The following is a 17,711-nucleotide window of genomic DNA, read 5'->3' on the forward strand; positions in this document are numbered from 1 at the left end:
CGCAGATCCTACAGCCCAGTGCGGTGTTGTCCGAACAGTTGATCTTAGCCGTCGATCAACGCCGTATACGCGTCGGCATCGAGTAGTTGGGATAGTTCCTCAGGATTCGCCATTTCCACAACGATCATCCATCCGCCCTCGTATGGTGCCGAGTTCACCAATTCAGGCGCGTCCTCCAACCCCGTGTTGACTTGCACAACCTTGCCGCTCACCGGCGCGAACAAGTCGGATACCGTCTTGACCGATTCGACCGTGCCGAACGTATCGCCGGCGGTGATCTCGGCGCCCACTTCCGGCAGCTCGACGAACACGATGTCGCCCAACTCGGCCTGTGCAAAGTCGGTAATGCCTATGTAAGCTTGCGTGCCATCGACGCGAACCCATTCGTGTTCTCGCGAGTATTTTAAATCGTTAGGAACATGACTCATCCGCTTGGTGAACCTCCCATCAAAGGTACAGGTGTAATCGCTGAAAGTGTAGCACACGCCATACGTCTATGGTAGTCCCCACTGAACCGTCAGCGTTTGTCCCGCCAGATCTTCCATCTCGTGATTCTTGCCCCTGCGCATCAATCGACTCACGGCTTCAGACGGTGTGACCAACCCTTGCAAGACCCGCTCGATCGCGGCGGTGATCGGCATCTCGATACCGTGAACACGAGCCAGTTCGGCCGCGGCGTAGGTCGTGCCTACCCCTTCCACAGCCATGCCAATCGCCGTCAGGACGTCCGCGAGCGGCTGCCCCGTTGCGAGCAGCCGACCAGCGCGGTAGTTGCGGCTGTGTCGGCTGGTGCAGGTGACAATGAGATCGCCCACGCCGGAGAGGCCGGAAAAGGTCAACGGCGCGGCCCCGAGCGCGGCGCCAAGGCGCGTGATCTCCGCCAATCCCCTGGTCATCAAGGCGGCTTTTGTATTGTCGCCGAGACCGAGTCCGTCAATCAGGCCGACACCAAGCGCGATAATATTTTTCAGAGTTCCGCCGAGCTCTACGCCGACGAGATCCGATTGCGTGTACACGCGGAAGGCGTCATTCATAAAGGCGTCCTGGACATGTTCGGCAGTCGAGCGACTCGTGCTCGCCGCAACGACCGTAGTTGGAAGGTGCGCGACCACTTCCTCCGCGTGCGACGGGCCGGACAACACGGCCAAACGAGCGGCCAAGGCGACGTCTTGCTCCAGGATGTATTCACTGATCCGGCGATTGGCGGGTCGGACAAAACCTTTAACGGCGTGTGTCAGGATGGCGTGCCGCGGGATTGCGGACAGCAGAGGCGCAACTTCTGGCAGAGAAGCCGACGGAACGGCCAACACCACCATGTCGCTCTCGGACATCGCCGACATGGCGTCTGACGTCGCCTGCAGTCCTTCGTGGAGACGAACGTTCGGCAGATACCGCTCGTTCGTATGATCTGTGTTGATCTCGTCAGCCACGGCCTCGCTGCGGGCCCATAGACACACGTCGTGTCCATTTTCCGCAAGGACGTTGGCGAGCGCCGTCCCCCAACTGCCTGCGCCTAAAACCGCGGCCTTCATGACGGATCACTCGACTTGTCGAACAGCCTTCGCTCTTGTCCGCGCAGGAGCCGTGCGACGTTCTCGCGATGCCGATAGATTGATAGTAGGGCGAGGAGAATCGCGGCCAACAACGTCCAAATGTCCCGGTGGAACCAAATGGCCAGGATAATGGGCACAAGCGAGGTCAAAATCAGAGACCCTAGCGACACATAGCGAGTCAACGCAATGACAATCAGGCACAGGATGCCAGCCACGATGGTCACCAGCGGAACGAGCCACAAGAGTACGCCAATGGTCGTCGCGACGCCTTTGCCGCCGCGAAAGCCGAAGAAAACGGGCCAATTGTGGCCGATCACGACGGCAACTGCCCCGAAGGCCAAGCCGAAGGACGAGTCGCCAATCATCGCGTAAAGAATCCACAAGGCCACCATCCCTTTGATGGCGTCGAGCAGCAGAACGACGATTCCCCACTTGGTTCCGATGGTTCGCAGGGTGTTTGTAGCCCCGGCGTTTCCGCTGCCTTCCTTGCGAATGTCCTTGCCGGAAACGGCGCGGACGATGATGGTGCTCGTCGAGATCGACCCGATTAGGTACGCGATCACGACGCCGACGACAAGAATGAACACTGTCACAATCAGTCTCTCCTATGTAGCGCGGCAACCTATCCCGCCAGACGTTCACGTTCGAAGCGTTCGTTCAAGTTTCCGCATCTTGGGATCGCGTCCGCATCCGGATGCGAATAGGCGTGCCTTGAAAGCCAAATGCTTCGCGCAATTGATTTTCCAAATATCGCTCGTACGAAAAATGTGACAGTTCCGCGTCGTTCACGAAGATAATGAATGTAGGCGGACGAACGGACGCCTGCGTGCCGTAGTAGACTTTCAATTTGCGCCCCTTGCTGGAAGGCGGCGCAACGGACACCTGGGCGTCCGCCAGAACGCGGTTCAGCGCGGACGTCTGAACGCGCATCACATGATTCTCGGCGATCTCTTTGGCTAAATCGAGTATGCGCGTCACACGTTGTCCAGTCAACGCCGACACGAACAGGACCGGCGCCCACCGCATAAACGGAAAGTGGCTTCTCAGTTCTTCCTCGAAGCGGTGCGCCGTCTTGTCATCCTTTTCGACAGCGTCCCACTTGTTCACGAGAAACGCGATGGCGCACCCGGCATCAAGGGCGTAGCCAGCCACGCGTTTGTCCTGTTCAGCGATGCCTCGTTCCGCATCGATCACGACGAACGCCACATCGGTCCGCTCAATCGCTCTCAACGCCCGCAGAACGCTGTACTTTTCGATATTTTCGTAGACTTTACCCCGCCGGCGAACACCTGCGGTGTCGACCAACACGAATTTCTGACCGTCGTGGACAAACGGGGTGTCGATCGCGTCGCGCGTTGTGCCAGCCACGTCGCTGACCATCACGCGGTTTGCACCCAACAGGCGATTGACCAAGCTCGATTTGCCGACGTTCGGACGACCGATGAACGCCACGCGAATGGCATCTTCGTCGATCTCGTCCGCGGGCAGTTTGGGCAAGGCGTCGACGACCGCGTCGAGCAGGTCGCCGGTCCCCATGCCATGCTCGGACGAGATCGGGATGGGATCGCCGAAACCGAGTTTGTAAAACTCGTACGCTGCCGCGTGGTGGCTGACGTGATCGAGCTTATTGACACCGAGAACCACTGGCTTCTTGGACTTGCGCAAAAACTCCGCCACATACTCGTCCTGAACCGCCAGACCGTTGCGGCCATCGACCAGGAAGATAATCACATCCGCTTCGTCGATGGCCAACTGGGCTTGAATGCGAATTAAATTTCCAAATTCGTCTTCCTCGTCCATTTCGATGCCGCCCGTGTCAATGAGGTGGAACCCGACTCCGTTCCATTCGGCCTTTGAGTAGATTCGATCTCGGGTCACTCCGGGCACATCTTCGACGATGGACACCCGCTCACCAATCAATCGATTAAACAGCGTGGATTTCCCGACGTTGGCACGTCCAACAATCGCAACGACCGGCATAGACATAGCAATATTCCCTTCCGACAACCGTGATCTTAATCGAGGCCAACAGCGTTCTTCAGCGTCGCTTCGTATCGGCGACGCGGCGGCAAACTCTGGGTGTAGCCCAAGGTGCCGTACAACAATCCCATGCCCGTGGCAGGTACGACTGTCACCTTGACATCCAACGCCTTCTGGATGTCCTCGACCCGATAGTCGTCGAGGCAGATATCTTCATCATCCTTCAGCATGATATCTGGCAGCAACAAGGTATCCAGATGGGCCACTTTGCCCGCCAGTTGACTCGTAATATCCGTACCAGTCAACAGACCGGCGACAGATACATTGTTCCCGTAAAAATGATTGACTATCGGGAAGACCTCGTAGTGCAGGCCATGAACGTCATCCAGTCGCCTGAGCGAATTTCGAATCGTCTGTTCGGCCGATACGCTGGTGATGATTCCGACCTTGCGGCGAGATGTCTGAAGCTGTTTCGGGGCCTTCGGAAAGGCCTCGTCGATCTCGTCGAGGAATGTGCGAATCACGCCGACGCCGTTCTCAATCTGGGAAAAGTCGTCATAGTAATCGGAACTCGGCACAGTCAATCCGGCCATGACATAGAACTCATCCGCCGCATGCACGAAGGACGTCCGCAGTTTCGGCCGCAGGAACTCGTGCCAAGCATGCACCTGTTCGACCACGCGCTTTGCCTCTTCTGGCGTGCAGCCCCGCAATTTGTGCAGCCCGCGGCGGTGTTTGGTGAGGCCGACGGGCACGACGGAAAGCGTCTTGACGGCTGGATAGAACGGGTATAGATCCCGAATGGTTCGATCCAACTCGTCTCCGTCGTTCCACTCCGGACAGAGGACGATCTGCGTGTTCATCTCGATGCCATGCTCTGCGAGATAGGCAATCTGGTTGAGAATTTCGCCCGACTTCTTGTTCGCCAACATCCGCACGCGCAACTGCGGATTGGTCGTGTGCACCGAGATGTTCAACGGCGACATCTTGAGGCGAACGATTCGTTCGAGTTCGCCCTCTTTCAAGTTGGTCAACGTGACAAAATTGCCGTGCAGAAACGACAGGCGATAATCGTCGTCGCGTACGTTGAGCGTCTTTCTCATCTGTCCAGGGATTTGGTCGACAAAGCAAAAAATGCATTTATTATGACACAAATGAACCTTGTCGACCGTCGGGTGCTCCCATTCGACGCCAAGGCCTTCGTCGTAGTCTTTTTCTACTTCGAGTTCCCACAGTTCGCCGTTTTGACGACGAAGCTCGATGTTGATCAATTCGTCGGCGAGGGCAAACTGCACGTCTACAATGTCCTTGATATCGATTCCATTGATCTTGAGAATTTCGTCGCCAGGAACCAATTCCAGTTCTTCGGCCAAAGAGCCAGGCTTCACTTCTTTGATGATCGGCAAGTTTGCACCTCCTTAGACCGCTTTACGTACAACTTTACATTATGCAATATAGGCAAAGTATCGTCAAATCAGCCGTCGGAACGCGTGATGCCGTCGCTCATCGGACGGCTTGCGGCAAACTGTCGAATCGACAGCAGACAAGAAAGGCCGAGCTCGACCAGCCAGAACGTGATCGAGCCATCCGTGGGAAGCTGATCGGTCAGCCATGAACCTGTGAACTGGACGAGAAAGACGGCAGACCAAAGAAAGAGCGTCTGAGGAATCCTTTCCGCCAACATCGCTACACTCAACAGCAGAAAGATGGATTCCAACAGTGTAAATGGCAGATGAAACGGGTGGAATAAGGACATGCGCCGCTCAAATTGCCAATCGAGAAGCAGGAGAATCAACACGGCGCCGACGGCTCTGCACAATCGTTTGGCTCCTGTGGGATACCCATGCAACAGGTGAATCACCGCCGCAAAGCCAGCAGGCAGCGATAGGGCCCAACTCGGTGTGACGCCATGCAGGACGGACAACATGCATAGGTAGGCTGCACAGGCGATGCGGTAGCATACAGATGTTCGGCGTGAAGAGCTGGGCGGCCAGAGAAATAATGCGGTCACGCATGGCAAGAGCCAGATGGAAACCAACACGCATACTCCTTTCCAATCTATGGGGAGTATGCGATGTGACACGCAAATCTATCCATCCATGGATCCTGACGCAATGGGGCAATCCGCACAGAACGAACGCACCCGTGCAAAAAAGGCTGCTCGCATAGGAGCAGCCCTCTTGAACCGGATGGATTTATCGCGATTTTATTTGAACAAGTCGCCGAATAGATCGCCAAGCGTTGCGCCGGTTCCATTCGAGCTGTTGTCTTCGACACGCTCCACTGGACGGCGTTGCTCGCGACGACGGTTGTTGCCGCCGGCATTTTCGCGCGGCGCTGCATTCGGTTCCCGCATCGACAAGGAGATGCGGCGGCGCTCCGGCTCAACGCTCAGCACGCGAACGGTAACCTCTTGGCCCGGTTCGAGAACGTCCGACGCGTGTGCGACGTGATCGTTAGAAATTTGGGACACATGAACGAGACCTTCGAGACCAGGTTGAAGTTCAACAAACGCGCCAAAGTCCACCACGCGCTTCACGACGCCTTGAACCACATCGCCAGGGTGATAGTCGTTCGCGTGCGCTTCCCACGGTTCCGGCAACGCCGCTTTGATAGAAAGCGAGATGCGGCCCGCGTCGGGATCGACACGCAGTACGCGAACCTTCACGCGATCCCCCTCGTTGACGACTTCAGAAGGATGGTTGACGTGCGTAAACGACAGTTCCGAAATGTGGACCAGTCCATCGGCGCCGCCGACATCCACGAATGCGCCAAAATCGGTCAAACGTTGGACGGTACCTTCAATCACGTCGCCAACGTGCAGGTTGGACATCAATGCCTTGGCCTGCTCCTCCCCTTCGACTTCAAGAACGGCTTTGCGCGACAGAATCAACTTGTTTTTCTCCGGATCCACTTCAACGACTTTCACGCGCAATGTCTTGCCTTTAAACTCGCTCAAATCCTCGACAAAGCGCCGATCCACCAATGAAGCCGGAATAAATGCTCGTACACCTACGTCAGCGACCAGTCCGCCTTTGACCACGTCGCGGATTTCCACTTCGATGGGTTCACCGCTCTCCAACAGATCCTTCATGCGGTCCCACGCTGCGGTTTGTTCCACGCGGCGCTTGGACAGGGTGACCTGCCCGGATTCCATGTCGATTTTCAGCACAACAGCGCTGACTTGTTCCCCGACCTGAACGATTTCCGTCGGATTCACTCCAGGTACCGCGGACAATTCTTGCGGCGCAATATGGCCTTCGAATCCATGTGACAGTGCAACTGTAACCCCATTATCGTCGACGGCGGTCACCTCGCCGGACACCACGTCACCCTCGTGTACTTCTTGTTCTGTAAGCATTTCACGCAAATCCTCAGACATGCTTGTTGCCTCCTGTTCCCTCGTCAGTTGTATGGTGGTAACGCTCGACAGGAGTCGGCGTTCATTCGTGTTCGGCAGCACCTGGGCAAGACGGCCATTCCATCGAACGACATGCATTTAGAATGCCAAAAACGCACTCAGGAAAAACCGTTCGTCGAGACAAAATTTCCTATTCTAAACGTCCCGGAATCCACCGCCTAGGACGGCAGATGCAAATTTGATGCCGACGCGAGACTGCCACTCCTCGAACGGAAGCGGTTTTCTCTGGTTCAAACAGGTAATGAACCACACGAATCTGACCAATACTACTTTACCATAGACCACTGAGTATTGGAAAATCGATCATGAATCGCGGTGGTATTCTATGTAGTGCAGGAATCACCCCGCCGCGATTAAATTCCGCAGCGACGCTGCCAATCGGTCCAACCCGTCTTCAGACGAAAACTCTTCAGGCGCTATCGGACTGCCAAATTTCACTGTCAGTGAGCCAAACATTCGATAGCGGCCGACAATGGCGGTGGGTACCACCAAACCGCCAGATTTCTTGGCGATGGAGAGAATACCTGGCATTAACTCGCCAAGTTCACCTGTGCGCGATCGATGCCCTTCCGGAAACATCACCAGACAACCGCCGGTCTGTACAATGTCAATCGCTGTTCGGATGGCTTGTCTGTCGATTTTACCTCGATGAATTGGGAACCCGCCGAGACTGGAGAAAAGTTTTGCGATAGGTCTCAGCGAGAAAAGCTCCGCCTTGCCCATAAACCGAATATAGCGAGGGACAACGATGCCGATGAGCGGCGGATCGAAGTTGCTCAGGTGGTTTGAGGCCAGAATGACGCCGCCGCGGCGCGGCACGTTCTCAAGGCCCTCCACCCGAATACGGTAGAACAGGCGAAAGTACGACGAAACGACGGTGTGCGCCAGCCGATAAATCCATGTATTAGGTCGATCGTGGCTCAGGTTATCTGACATGTGCAGCCACCAGTTGAAGAATTTGATCCACAATCTGCTCCACAGTCTTGTTCGTAGAATCGATGCGAACAGCGTCTTCAGCCTGACGCAACGGCGCGATTTCACGTTCACTGTCTCGCCGATCACGCTCGATGACACTTTGCACAATCTCATCCAACGGAACGTGGAATCCTTGTTGGAGAAACTCCGACTGCCGACGTCTTGCTCGTTCCTCTGGTTGCGCGGTCAAAAAGACCTTCACGGCCGCATTCGGCAGCACGACGGTGCCAATGTCTCGACCGTCCATGACGACGGAATAACGCTTCGCAAAGGCTCGCTGCCATTCAGTCAACCTGTCGCGAACCGCGCCGTGCGCCGCCACCGCCGAAACCAACGAGCTGACATCGGGATCGCGCAAGTGATCGGTCACGTCCGATCCGTCGACAAACACGCGCAGTCCACCGTCACTGCCCTCTTCAAATTCGATCTCGTGCTGTTGAAGAATCGCTTCGACTTCCTGGGCGTCTTCCGGATCGACACCGCTCCGAGCGCACAAAAACGCGATGGCTCGGTACATCGCGCCTGTATCGACGTACATCCAATTCAAGCGCTTTGCGACCATCCTCGCCACGGTGCTCTTCCCGGCGCCAGCGGGCCCATCAATCGCGATGCTCACTGGCATCATGTTGCCATCCCCTTCATTCTGGAACCACACAAAAAAGTAGCGCTCTCGGCCCCACCTTAGGCTCTTGAATGTATTGTAGTACCTATTCACCTCGACTGTATCACAGGCGGCAACGGTTGTTCAATCGGATCGTTGCAGATGCCGACAGGGTCACATGAATTCCGTTTTTCCAAGCGACGCGGTCGCGACTCCGTTACCCAGCCAGGCCGTCTGGCCGGACGCTGGCAGAAGCAGGTTCTGGTTATCGTTGGTGACATAGATGGCAACCTGGGGACCGTTTGGCGTTGTGTCGCGAAACGTGATCGTATCGCCGTTGTGAAGCAGCACACCCATTTGGTTTGTGGTAAATGTGCCTAACGACACGCCGTTTCGGTAAACGACGATATGCGAAGCTTGATCCGGCGAATCGAGCGTCAGCGTGATGGCGCCGGAAACATTTTGCAAAGACGGTGGTTGGGCGCTGGCTTGTACTGCCACAAAACGACCCTCAGCCCGATCCATCGCGGCTCGCACCGACGGAACCACGCCTAAAGCTTGAACCAGTACGAGTATACACACAACTGCAAACGCAATTGGAACCATCCATCCATCAAACCACTCGACCAATCTGTGTCGTTCAGGTGTTTTGCCAGCCATGGACATCCCTCCATGGCTAACGTATGCATGGACATGATATCTATTCACCGTTTCAATGCGCGTTGCCGCATAAAGGTGTAACGGATGACTTGATCTCGTTCTCTCTCTTTAATATCGACAAACCTCATGGAGGTGATGAAATTCCCAAGTTCATCTTCGCTCTGCCGAACAACTTGACACGGAATATCGAGCTTGAATTCGATGTAGGGCAAGACGAGTGATACGAAGACGATGTCGCCCGGTTCAACGTCCAAACGCGTCTTATCGATCACAGCGAGTCCACCGCCGCTGATGTCGAGCGACTGCGTGACGTATTCCTGATTTGTCCGCTCCACCTGGAGTTTAACCCTGGTATCAATGGAGATGCGAAAATACTCCCGCCGCTGGATTCGTTCCAAATCATCAGCCCGCTCCGGCGACAACAGTCGAACAGCCGCCGTCGGAATATACGCAATACCCAAAATGGGCGATGAGTACTGGTATACGTCGCTTTCCGACGCGGCGTATTCGAGGCGCACCTTCGTGTCTAATTGGATCTCCATATCTTTCATGGTGAACGGATGGGTAGGTACATCGATAAACAAAAATTCCTCGCTCACGTCCGCAACACGGGATTTGTAGTGTACCGTGTCTCCCTCTATTCGAAGCCTTACCGAAGTTCCTACGTGCGGTGTGACCGGCATACGACAAATCCCCCTCTAACTGCTCTGTGTCCATTATACACAGGTTGAGGGTGCACATGAGCGGTTCCGTTACAGCCGTCCGACAAATAATTCGCTTCCGTTGCGAGCGTCGAGCACGACTCTGTATGGTTCGTCTTGCAAGGAACCGTCATAGATGATCGCAGGAACCCAGCTTCCATTCTGATCTTTCCAGATGACGTTCTCCGTCGTTTGAACATGGAATGAACTGCTCAGTTTGTTTTCCAGTTTCCCTGCCGTCATGTTTAGTTTGGGCATCTTCCAGTTTGCCGGGGGCAAACTGCCTGTTTCATAAAAACCAACCACTTGTCCGTTGTCCAAAGCGACGGTGACATGGATCGAAGAGCCGTACACCGTGTAGCCGCTGATGACGGGTTGAAAGGTGAAACGCGCATCGTGATCGATCTCGTACCCATTGGAGCGAACGACGTTTGTATACCCCATTCTGCGAAGCCACGCCTTTGCGTCCTGGGCGGCTTGCGCAAAGTCGTATCGACTTGCCGTGGGAGTCGGCCGATCCCAATGCAGCGACAGAAGTCGACCATCCTTCGCTGAAACTTCCGCATGCAGCGTATCGTTGCCGAGGCGGCCTGTGACCGTGTAAAACGGCGCTCCCTGACCTTTGGTTTGCAGTGAAGCTTGCCACGACTGTGTATTGGACGCGTTGACAGCCTTCGCGACAACATTGATCGCTTTCGTCTTGGCGACGGTTGGGCGACTGATCTTCGTTTGTTGGACGGTCGTCTGGGTTGGAGCAAGTTGTTTCTGTCGCACAATTGCCCCCATCGCTTCGTCCATCCGACTCATCCCTGTGCTTGCCATCGATGCGGTTTGTCCCCCGTCCGTCCAAGTCCATCCCGGCGACACCACACGCTCTGAGATTTGGTTCATTTCGTCGACAGCGGACGAAGACGTGTTATACATGGCTTGCACTTGCGAGTGGACCGCCGGTGTCGGCCCTTGGTCCTGTCGAAGCCAAGATTCGACTTGATTGTCGACCTGCCTCAGGTACAACGCAAAGTGGCGATCTGTCTGATTTTGATTTGGCAGCCTGTCGAGATCGTTCTGGGTCGCATACGCATATTTCGCCGCGTCGCTGAGATGGGCAAGGAACGAAGCGCGATCATTCGTGACTGCGCAAGCGGCCAAGGCGTCGCGTAAATTCTGCATATCGGCGACAGATTGATGGAACGCGCCAGAGTATTGCACATTGACCATCGTGGTCATCTGTTGTTGCCGAAGTTGTTCCCGATGTCCCCAAGCGTACGCCGATCCGCCTATGACCAACACTGCTGCGATGCCCGTTACAGTCCACCAGGTTGTTCGATGGTTCACATGCGGTTCCTCCTATGATTTAGGATGTGAAGATGTGGTGCCCAATGGTAATAATTTCGGGACGCGCCCACATCCAGGCATTGTTCGTCTTGGCTGGATTGAAGTAGAACAGTGCGCCGTGGGTCGGATCCCACCCTTCCACAGCCTCAGCGACTGCTTCTCGCGCCTCCGCATCCGGTTGCAGGTTTACTTGTCCATCTGAAACTGCGTCAAATGCTCCAGGCGCATAGATGATACCTGGAATGGTGCGTGGGAATTTTGGATCCTTCAACCGGTTCATGATGACCGCAGCAATGGCAACCTGACCTTCAAATGATTCTCCGCGCGCTTCACCGTACACGACGTGTGCCATCAGGTTGAGATCATTCGGGCTGATGCCGTCGATGCTTGTGGAAAAACCCGCAGCCACTGCCGACGCAGCTGGCGAAGGCTGTGTTCCACTGGCTGGCGTTGGACTGGAGGCACTTGCCTGCGTAGTGCCTGCCGTCCCTTGCGTCGAACTTGAACCGGATGTCTCAGGGCCATTGCCGTCCATGCTGACGTTCCAGTTCGGCGTTGCGCTGACAAGCTTCATTTTGGTCTTCATGTCGACATCGCCCGTGACGGGCAGTCCAAAATTGTATTGAAAAGTTCGTACTGACCAATACGTCTTCCAACCGAAGATGCCGTCATTTTTTCCCCAATAGTAACCGAGAAGGTGAAGTCTGCCCTGCAGCTCGTTGACGTCGTAACCTTGACTTCCGTAAATCAGGTTCCGAGCCGTAAATGCTTGTACCGTCGCTGGTTTGGCGAATGGCGTCGCACAGCCGACCAGCGCCAGTACCATGGCAACTCGAAATACGCAGCGAAAACGCAGGAGTCCATTATGCACTGAACCCTCTTCCTTCCATCAGAGACTAAGGCATTGCGTACGGCACGTATTATTTGAATTCAAAAAAAAAATATGCCTGCTGTCCGCAGGCATATTTTTGAGCAATCGCACGCGCTTGTTTTACGAACTCGTTTATTGTGAGCAACATTGAGCCACTCGCTATGCGAGTGGCTCAATGTCAAAATCGCGATCATTATCGCACAAGCACTTCTTAAATCCTGTTTCAATATGGCCCTTCATATCTCTTACACCGCGCAAAATAAATGTCTCACCGCAGTTTCGACATCGAATGTGCACCTTGATTCGATTTACGACCGCGATGGCCGGTTCTTGCAGCGGAGTCGTTATCAACGTATCGGAACGCATTGATGACCCCCCTATCTACGACAATCAATGTGTAACGCGCTCGCGCACATATCACACCCATCCGCGCCAGCGAACGGCCTCAGCCAGCTTTTGAACGGCGACGATATACGCTGCGAGTCGCATACTGACACCATATTTGGCAGACGCTTGGTACACTCGGTGAAAGCTTGTCCTCATGCGAGCGTCCAAACGAGAATGAACTTCAGCTTCGTCCCAATAATACCCTTGATTATTTTGCACCCACTCGAAGTAGGAAACAATCACATCGCCCGAATTCGAAACGATGTCCGGAACCACCAACACATCTCGTTCGGTCAGTACATCCGTCGCTTCCGCCGTCGTCGCACCGCTCGTTGCCTCGACGACAATCGATGCCTTGATGCGGCCCGCGTTCTCTGCGTTAATTTGATTTTCCGTCGCCGCAGGAACGAGAATGTCGCACGGCATTTCCAGCAGTTCTTTGTTGGTGATGCTGTCGCGATACAATCTGGTAACCGTCCCGAACGAATCGCGGCGTTCCAGCAGTTCATCGACATTCAATCCAGTTTCTCGGTACAGCGCTCCATAAGCGTCGGAAATCCCAACCACCACAGCGCCAGCATCGTATAGGAACTTGGCTAAGTAGGATCCTGTATTCCCAAATCCCTGTACAATCACACGTGCGCCCTCTAAAGAAATTCCTCGCACGTTCGCGGCTTCCTGTATTGTGATAGCAACACCGCGGGCTGACGCACCTTCACGTCCTCGAGTTCCGCCCAACACCAGCGGCTTGCCCGTGATGAAACCGGAGCTGTCGTGTTCGCGGAGACGCGCGTATTCATCCATCATCCACGCCATGTTTTGCGAATTGCTGAACACGTCCGGAGCCGGTATATCCTTCGTTGGACCGACAATCTGACTGATCGCCCGAACGTAGGCGCGGCTCACCCGCTCGATCTCGCCGAACGACATGTCTCGCGGATCGCACACGATGCCTCCCTTTCCTCCGCCGAAAGGAAGATCCGCAATCCCACAACGAATCGACATCCAGATGGCCAATGCTTCAATTTCCGATTGTGTGACATCGGGATGCAGACGGACTCCGCCTTTGGTAGGGCCGACAGCATCATTGTGTTGAGCGCGATAACCTGTGAACACTTTGACCGTCCCGTCGTCCATCTTGACCGGAAAACGCACCGTCAAAACGCGAAGCGGAGATTTCAAAGTGTCGTACACTTGTCGATCATATCCGAGTACATCAAACGCTTGCGCAATGACTTCCTGTGTCTCATCCAAAATATTTGGCTTAATGGCTTCTTTCGAAGACGAAGTGGATTCTGCTTGTGTCACAAAACCTGACCACCTTTGTGGAATATGAAAACATATAGGACAAACACAAACTATAGTATACACTGCATGTTCGCCCTGCAAAAGAAAACGCCTACGAGAAAAATGGAGCAACTAGTCGAACTAGTTACTCCATGGGCGTTAAAGCAATGGAAAGCGCTCGACAATCGATTTCACGGCGTTTTCGCCAATGATCTCGGTGCCATATTCCTTCAAAACCGCTTCCGTCGAACTGCTCATCCGGCCATACTCCGCCATCAGTGAGGCGATGGTATGGTATGTTTCAGAGACCAAAGGATCGGTCACAACCAATTCATACATGTCTTTATACCGATACAGTGTGCTCTCCAGATCATATTCCACCAATGTATGGCAAGCGGCGATGAGATCGTCAAAATCGTCGTACGCGTAAATCAAATTTGTCCCGATTGAACTCGAATAACTGGGATTGCGGTGGTGAATCAGCGTTGCCTCATCGTCATCGTCCGCATCGTCATCGTCCTGGCTTGAACCAGGAATGGCCGGAATGCGAGTGACAATGACTACCACACCTTCGGTTGGCATCGTGAACGCCTCAACAGAAATAGGACCCGCGATTTCAAAACCGACTTCCATGTAGGCGGTCTCCATCATATCCCAAAACAAATCTTGAACCTTTTTGCCATTATGCCAAATTTCATCCCGATCAATCCCGCGTTCCTCGAGATCATCGTAACTGATAAAGATACGAACTTTATCCCTGGCTATCCGTTCCACTCTCATTCGGCGTTCCCTCCTCTATCCGCAGTGTGGCCGCCATTGGAACCGATTTGATCTATATTATAACGAATTCGCGAGGCGTGTCATGGCTTCCGCGTAGATTTCAATACATGTCAGATAATCATCGAGTTCCCAATATTCATCCGGTTCATGCGCCAAGCCCGATTTTCCCGGAAACAACGCGCCGAACGCGACCGCGTTCGGAATCGTTCGCGCGTAAGTCGCACCGCCGGTCGTTTCTGGTCCGAGATCGTCGTCGAAAAACGAACGATACACCTTCATCAGTTCCGCGACGACAGGCGAGTCGGGATCGACCCGCAGCGGCGCCAGATGTTCGACCAACGAGACGTGCCACTTATCCGGCAGATAGGTCTTCGCAGTCTCAACGATCTGTTCCACGTTGTGCGTGACCGGAAAGCGGATGTTGATAAAGAACTGAAACACGTCCTCGCGCAGTTCAGCTTTCGTCAGCGCCATCGTCAGCGGACCGGTATCCTCGTCAGCGCCATCGATTCCCAAGGCCCGGCCCGACACATCCCATGCGCTCACGGTTCGCCACATCGAAGAGTTCGAGACGGTTCCGCCGCTGAGCAGTTGCGCCATCCGAAGGATCGCGTTCACACCGGTTTCCGGTCGGGAAGCGTGCGCGGATTTTCCCTCGATCACGATGGACAATCTGCTCTCTTCGAGTTCGATATGCGCGTTCAACTGCAGATCCCGGATCGCTTTACGCAGCTTCACCCCGTATTCCTGGGCGGCGGTTTCGGAGTGGCAGTCGATGGTTGCCACAGCTCGATCCGGAACGACATTAAAACGTTCGCCCCCTGAAAATTGCAGCACCTGGGCAGCCATGGATTCAGCGTCCGCAGGTACTTCTATCCGCAGCGTGGCCAAGCCTTTTTCCGCGTAAATCAGTGGAAAATGAGCATCGGGCGTGAATCCCCCGAGAGGCTTCGGCTCGTAACGAAAATAGTAATCCATGCACTTCCATTCGGATTCTTCATCGAGACCGAAAATGAGGCGAATTTTGCGCTTCGGTTTCACCCCAAGTTCTTTCAACGCGATAAGAGACCAAAGTGTGCTCATCGCGGGCCCTTTGTCGTCGATCGCGCCACGCGCATAGACTTTTCCATTGACTATCGTCGCGTCAAACGGCGGATAGGTCCAGCCGTCACCAGCTGGCACGACATCGAGATGACTCAGGACAGCTATATATTCATCCGTATCCCCATATTCAACGTATCCACAATATCCATCCAGATTCTTGGTTCGCAGTCCCCATGATTCCGCGAAAGAAAGCATGTATGTCAGTGCCTTGGCCGGTCCTTCACCAAATGGACCTCCCGGCACAGGATGCCCCTTCGTGCTCTCAATACGCAGAAGTTCCTGCAGACTAGAAATCATCTGTTCTCGGCGTTCCTGTACAAATTGGTTAACCACGAAACCAGTCCTTCAAAGTGACATATCTGCTTCCATCGACTTCATCAAGTCGATTGTCGCTCGACGATGTTATGAAGCAATGTGACAGAGTAGTTCTCCACCGGTTCGTCTTGAAGCAGTTTGGTCAGCAGTCGCATGGAAACCGCGCCAAAATCGTACATAGGTTGGGCGATGACGGTCATCTCCGGCCGGACCATCGTAGCGAGTCGAGTATTATCAAAAGCGATCACCTTGACATCCTCAGGTACCCGCTTGCCCATGTCTTGGATGGCATGAATCGCTGCCAACCCCAATTCATCGGACGCTGCAACGATTGCGTCAAGCTCTTGAGACTCAATATATTCACGAACTTTGGACAATGCCACTTCATATCGGCCTTTGCCCGTTCGGATGACATGCAGGTCCATGTCCCTCATACGATTGCGCGCGCCCTGCAACCTCCGATCAGCGACGACCGATTCCCCTTCATCCGTCGTCACGAAGCCGATTCGCTTGCATGACTTTTCCAACAGAAAATGAACAGCATCGCGGCCAGCGCGATAATTGTCTATATTGACAGACGGAATTCTCCGCTCCGGATCCTCTGTGGCGCAGAGTACGACGGGAATCTGCGCTTCTTCAAAAGCATCGATTTCCTGAGAACTCAGGACATTGGTCATATAAATAATGCCATCAACCTGTTTCTCCCACATCGTTCCAACTAAGCTAACCTCACGCTCCACTTGAGCGTCCGAATTCACCAGAATGATATTATAGTCGTACATATTCGCAATGTCTTCTATACCGCGAACCATCTCCGCGACGAAAGCAGCCGAAACGTCTGGCACGATCACGCCGATGGTTCTCGTCCGCTTGCTGGCTAGTCCGCGCGCGACGGCGTTCGGTCTATAACCAAGGCGCGAAATGGCATCTAGTACTCGCTTCTTGGTATCATCCTTGACTACTGCAGTACCGTTGATCACTCGTGAAACGGTTGCCATCGAAACCTTCGCCTCACGTGCGACATCATAAATGGTTACTGGCATGATGCCACCTCCACCTTCACATGCCTTATGGCATTCCACTCTATACCAATCCAGAATCTATACCTATTATAATCAAAAACGGACAAGGAAGCCGCTCTTTTCAATGAATGTCAAGGACTTAATTTTACGTTGCATTTTTCATCACCGGAAATGTGTTCTTGAAACCGCACGAATTGCGTGTTTGCAACGCAACTGGACGATCTCCCCGGCAGTTTGGTTTGTACATCATTATGGCAATTTATACGCAGTTGACGGTCTTGCTGAGTTAAGAACGACCTTTACAGGCAGCGGGATTACCAGCCACGCCAGCTTGTGATCCTTGTCAACCGCTATGTCATTCAAAGCCTCTTGGCGGCCATGTCCATCGTTTTCTGCAACCAATGGAAAAGAGGGCAGCATGGCCACCCTCTTGGAGATTATGGTGCGGGTGAAGGGACTCGAACCCCCACGGTTTCCCGCCAGAACCTAAATCTGGTGCGTCTGCCAATTCCGCCACACCCGCAAATGTCACTCGCCCGGCAACGACCTACGTTCCCAAGAGGTCTCCCTCTCAGTATGCTCGGCGCTGGAGGTCTTCACGTCCGTGTTCGGGATGGGTACGGGTGTTTCCCCTCCGCTATGGTCACCGGACCGCTTGGCGCTCAGGTATTCGCTCACACGGCTTCGGGCTCCGCCCTGCAGATGTGTTCACGCATTCC

Annotated in this window: 17 protein-coding genes, 1 tRNA gene and 1 rRNA gene; all 19 read right to left on the reverse strand. The window is 54.2% G+C overall.

All coding sequences use genetic code 11. The features are described from left to right. Positions 1 to 44: 44 nt before the first annotated feature. The gene (gene gcvH, locus AAC01S_RS12500; RefSeq protein WP_067622763.1) at positions 45 to 428 is read right to left on the reverse strand and encodes a glycine cleavage system protein GcvH; all 384 of its coding nucleotides are present in this window, start codon (positions 426 to 428) and stop codon (positions 45 to 47) included. 66 nt (positions 429 to 494) lie between these two features. Then, on the reverse strand, positions 495 to 1,532 hold the full coding sequence (locus AAC01S_RS12505; RefSeq protein WP_067622765.1) for an NAD(P)H-dependent glycerol-3-phosphate dehydrogenase: 1,038 nt from the start codon (positions 1,530 to 1,532) through the stop codon (positions 495 to 497). After that, positions 1,529 to 2,146 carry a glycerol-3-phosphate 1-O-acyltransferase PlsY gene (gene plsY, locus AAC01S_RS12510; protein WP_245630207.1) on the reverse strand — a complete coding sequence of 206 codons (618 nt, stop codon included), beginning with the start codon at positions 2,144 to 2,146 and terminating at the stop codon, positions 1,529 to 1,531. The genes AAC01S_RS12505 and plsY overlap by 4 nt, the downstream gene beginning before the upstream one ends. Positions 2,147 to 2,210: 64 nt before the next feature. After that, positions 2,211 to 3,539 carry a ribosome biogenesis GTPase Der gene (der, locus tag AAC01S_RS12515; protein WP_067622768.1) on the reverse strand — a complete coding sequence of 443 codons (1,329 nt, stop codon included), beginning with the start codon at positions 3,537 to 3,539 and terminating at the stop codon, positions 2,211 to 2,213. Positions 3,540 to 3,568: 29 nt separating this feature from the next. Then, positions 3,569 to 4,939, reverse strand: a complete 1,371-nt coding sequence (locus tag AAC01S_RS12520; protein WP_169794044.1) for a DUF512 domain-containing protein — start codon at positions 4,937 to 4,939, stop codon at positions 3,569 to 3,571. A 68-nt stretch (positions 4,940 to 5,007) separates the two neighbouring features. After that, the gene (locus tag AAC01S_RS12525) at positions 5,008 to 5,571 is read right to left on the reverse strand and encodes a hypothetical protein (protein WP_067622771.1); all 564 of its coding nucleotides are present in this window, start codon (positions 5,569 to 5,571) and stop codon (positions 5,008 to 5,010) included. 168 nt (positions 5,572 to 5,739) lie between these two features. Continuing rightward, a complete protein-coding gene (gene rpsA / locus AAC01S_RS12530) occupies positions 5,740 to 6,915 on the reverse strand; it encodes a 30S ribosomal protein S1 (RefSeq protein WP_067622774.1) in 1,176 nt (391 codons plus the stop codon). 378 nt (positions 6,916 to 7,293) lie between these two features. Beyond that, positions 7,294 to 7,890, reverse strand: a complete 597-nt coding sequence (locus tag AAC01S_RS18850) for a lysophospholipid acyltransferase family protein (protein ID WP_083511759.1) — start codon at positions 7,888 to 7,890, stop codon at positions 7,294 to 7,296. Then, entirely contained in the window at positions 7,880 to 8,554 is a 675-nt protein-coding gene (gene cmk, locus AAC01S_RS12540) for a (d)CMP kinase (RefSeq protein ID WP_067622777.1), read from the reverse strand. The genes AAC01S_RS18850 and cmk overlap by 11 nt, the downstream gene beginning before the upstream one ends. A gap of 150 nt (positions 8,555 to 8,704) precedes the next feature. Continuing rightward, positions 8,705 to 9,190, reverse strand: a complete 486-nt coding sequence (locus AAC01S_RS12545) for a hypothetical protein (protein ID WP_067622779.1) — start codon at positions 9,188 to 9,190, stop codon at positions 8,705 to 8,707. Positions 9,191 to 9,234: 44 nt separating this feature from the next. Then, positions 9,235 to 9,873 (reverse strand): flagellar brake protein, encoded by a 639-nt coding sequence (locus AAC01S_RS12550; RefSeq protein ID WP_067622782.1) that lies wholly within the window; start codon positions 9,871 to 9,873, stop codon positions 9,235 to 9,237. Positions 9,874 to 9,942: 69 nt separating this feature from the next. After that, the gene (locus AAC01S_RS12555) at positions 9,943 to 11,226 is read right to left on the reverse strand and encodes a PepSY1/2 domain-containing protein (RefSeq protein WP_067622784.1); all 1,284 of its coding nucleotides are present in this window, start codon (positions 11,224 to 11,226) and stop codon (positions 9,943 to 9,945) included. A 19-nt stretch (positions 11,227 to 11,245) separates the two neighbouring features. Continuing rightward, entirely contained in the window at positions 11,246 to 12,052 is an 807-nt protein-coding gene (gene sleB, locus AAC01S_RS12560) for a spore cortex-lytic enzyme (RefSeq protein ID WP_067622808.1), read from the reverse strand. 462 nt (positions 12,053 to 12,514) lie between these two features. Further along, entirely contained in the window at positions 12,515 to 13,792 is a 1,278-nt protein-coding gene (locus AAC01S_RS12570; protein ID WP_067622789.1) for a Glu/Leu/Phe/Val family dehydrogenase, read from the reverse strand. Between the two features lie 138 nt (positions 13,793 to 13,930). Continuing rightward, positions 13,931 to 14,551 (reverse strand): adaptor protein MecA, encoded by a 621-nt coding sequence (locus AAC01S_RS12575; RefSeq protein ID WP_067622791.1) that lies wholly within the window; start codon positions 14,549 to 14,551, stop codon positions 13,931 to 13,933. A gap of 57 nt (positions 14,552 to 14,608) precedes the next feature. Next, positions 14,609 to 15,988 (reverse strand): dipeptidase PepV, encoded by a 1,380-nt coding sequence (gene pepV, locus AAC01S_RS12580; RefSeq protein ID WP_067622794.1) that lies wholly within the window; start codon positions 15,986 to 15,988, stop codon positions 14,609 to 14,611. A gap of 44 nt (positions 15,989 to 16,032) precedes the next feature. Then, positions 16,033 to 17,013 carry a substrate-binding domain-containing protein gene (locus AAC01S_RS12585; RefSeq protein ID WP_067622797.1) on the reverse strand — a complete coding sequence of 327 codons (981 nt, stop codon included), beginning with the start codon at positions 17,011 to 17,013 and terminating at the stop codon, positions 16,033 to 16,035. A gap of 419 nt (positions 17,014 to 17,432) precedes the next feature. Further along, positions 17,433 to 17,515: transfer RNA gene (locus tag AAC01S_RS12590), tRNA-Leu, on the reverse strand. 11 nt (positions 17,516 to 17,526) lie between these two features. Beyond that, positions 17,527 to 17,643: ribosomal RNA gene (gene rrf / locus AAC01S_RS12595) — 5S ribosomal RNA — on the reverse strand. Positions 17,644 to 17,711 lie beyond the last annotated feature (68 nt).

The organism is Alicyclobacillus acidiphilus NBRC 100859 (assembly GCF_001544355.1).
Taxonomy (GTDB): domain Bacteria; phylum Bacillota; class Bacilli; order Alicyclobacillales; family Alicyclobacillaceae; genus Alicyclobacillus; species Alicyclobacillus acidiphilus.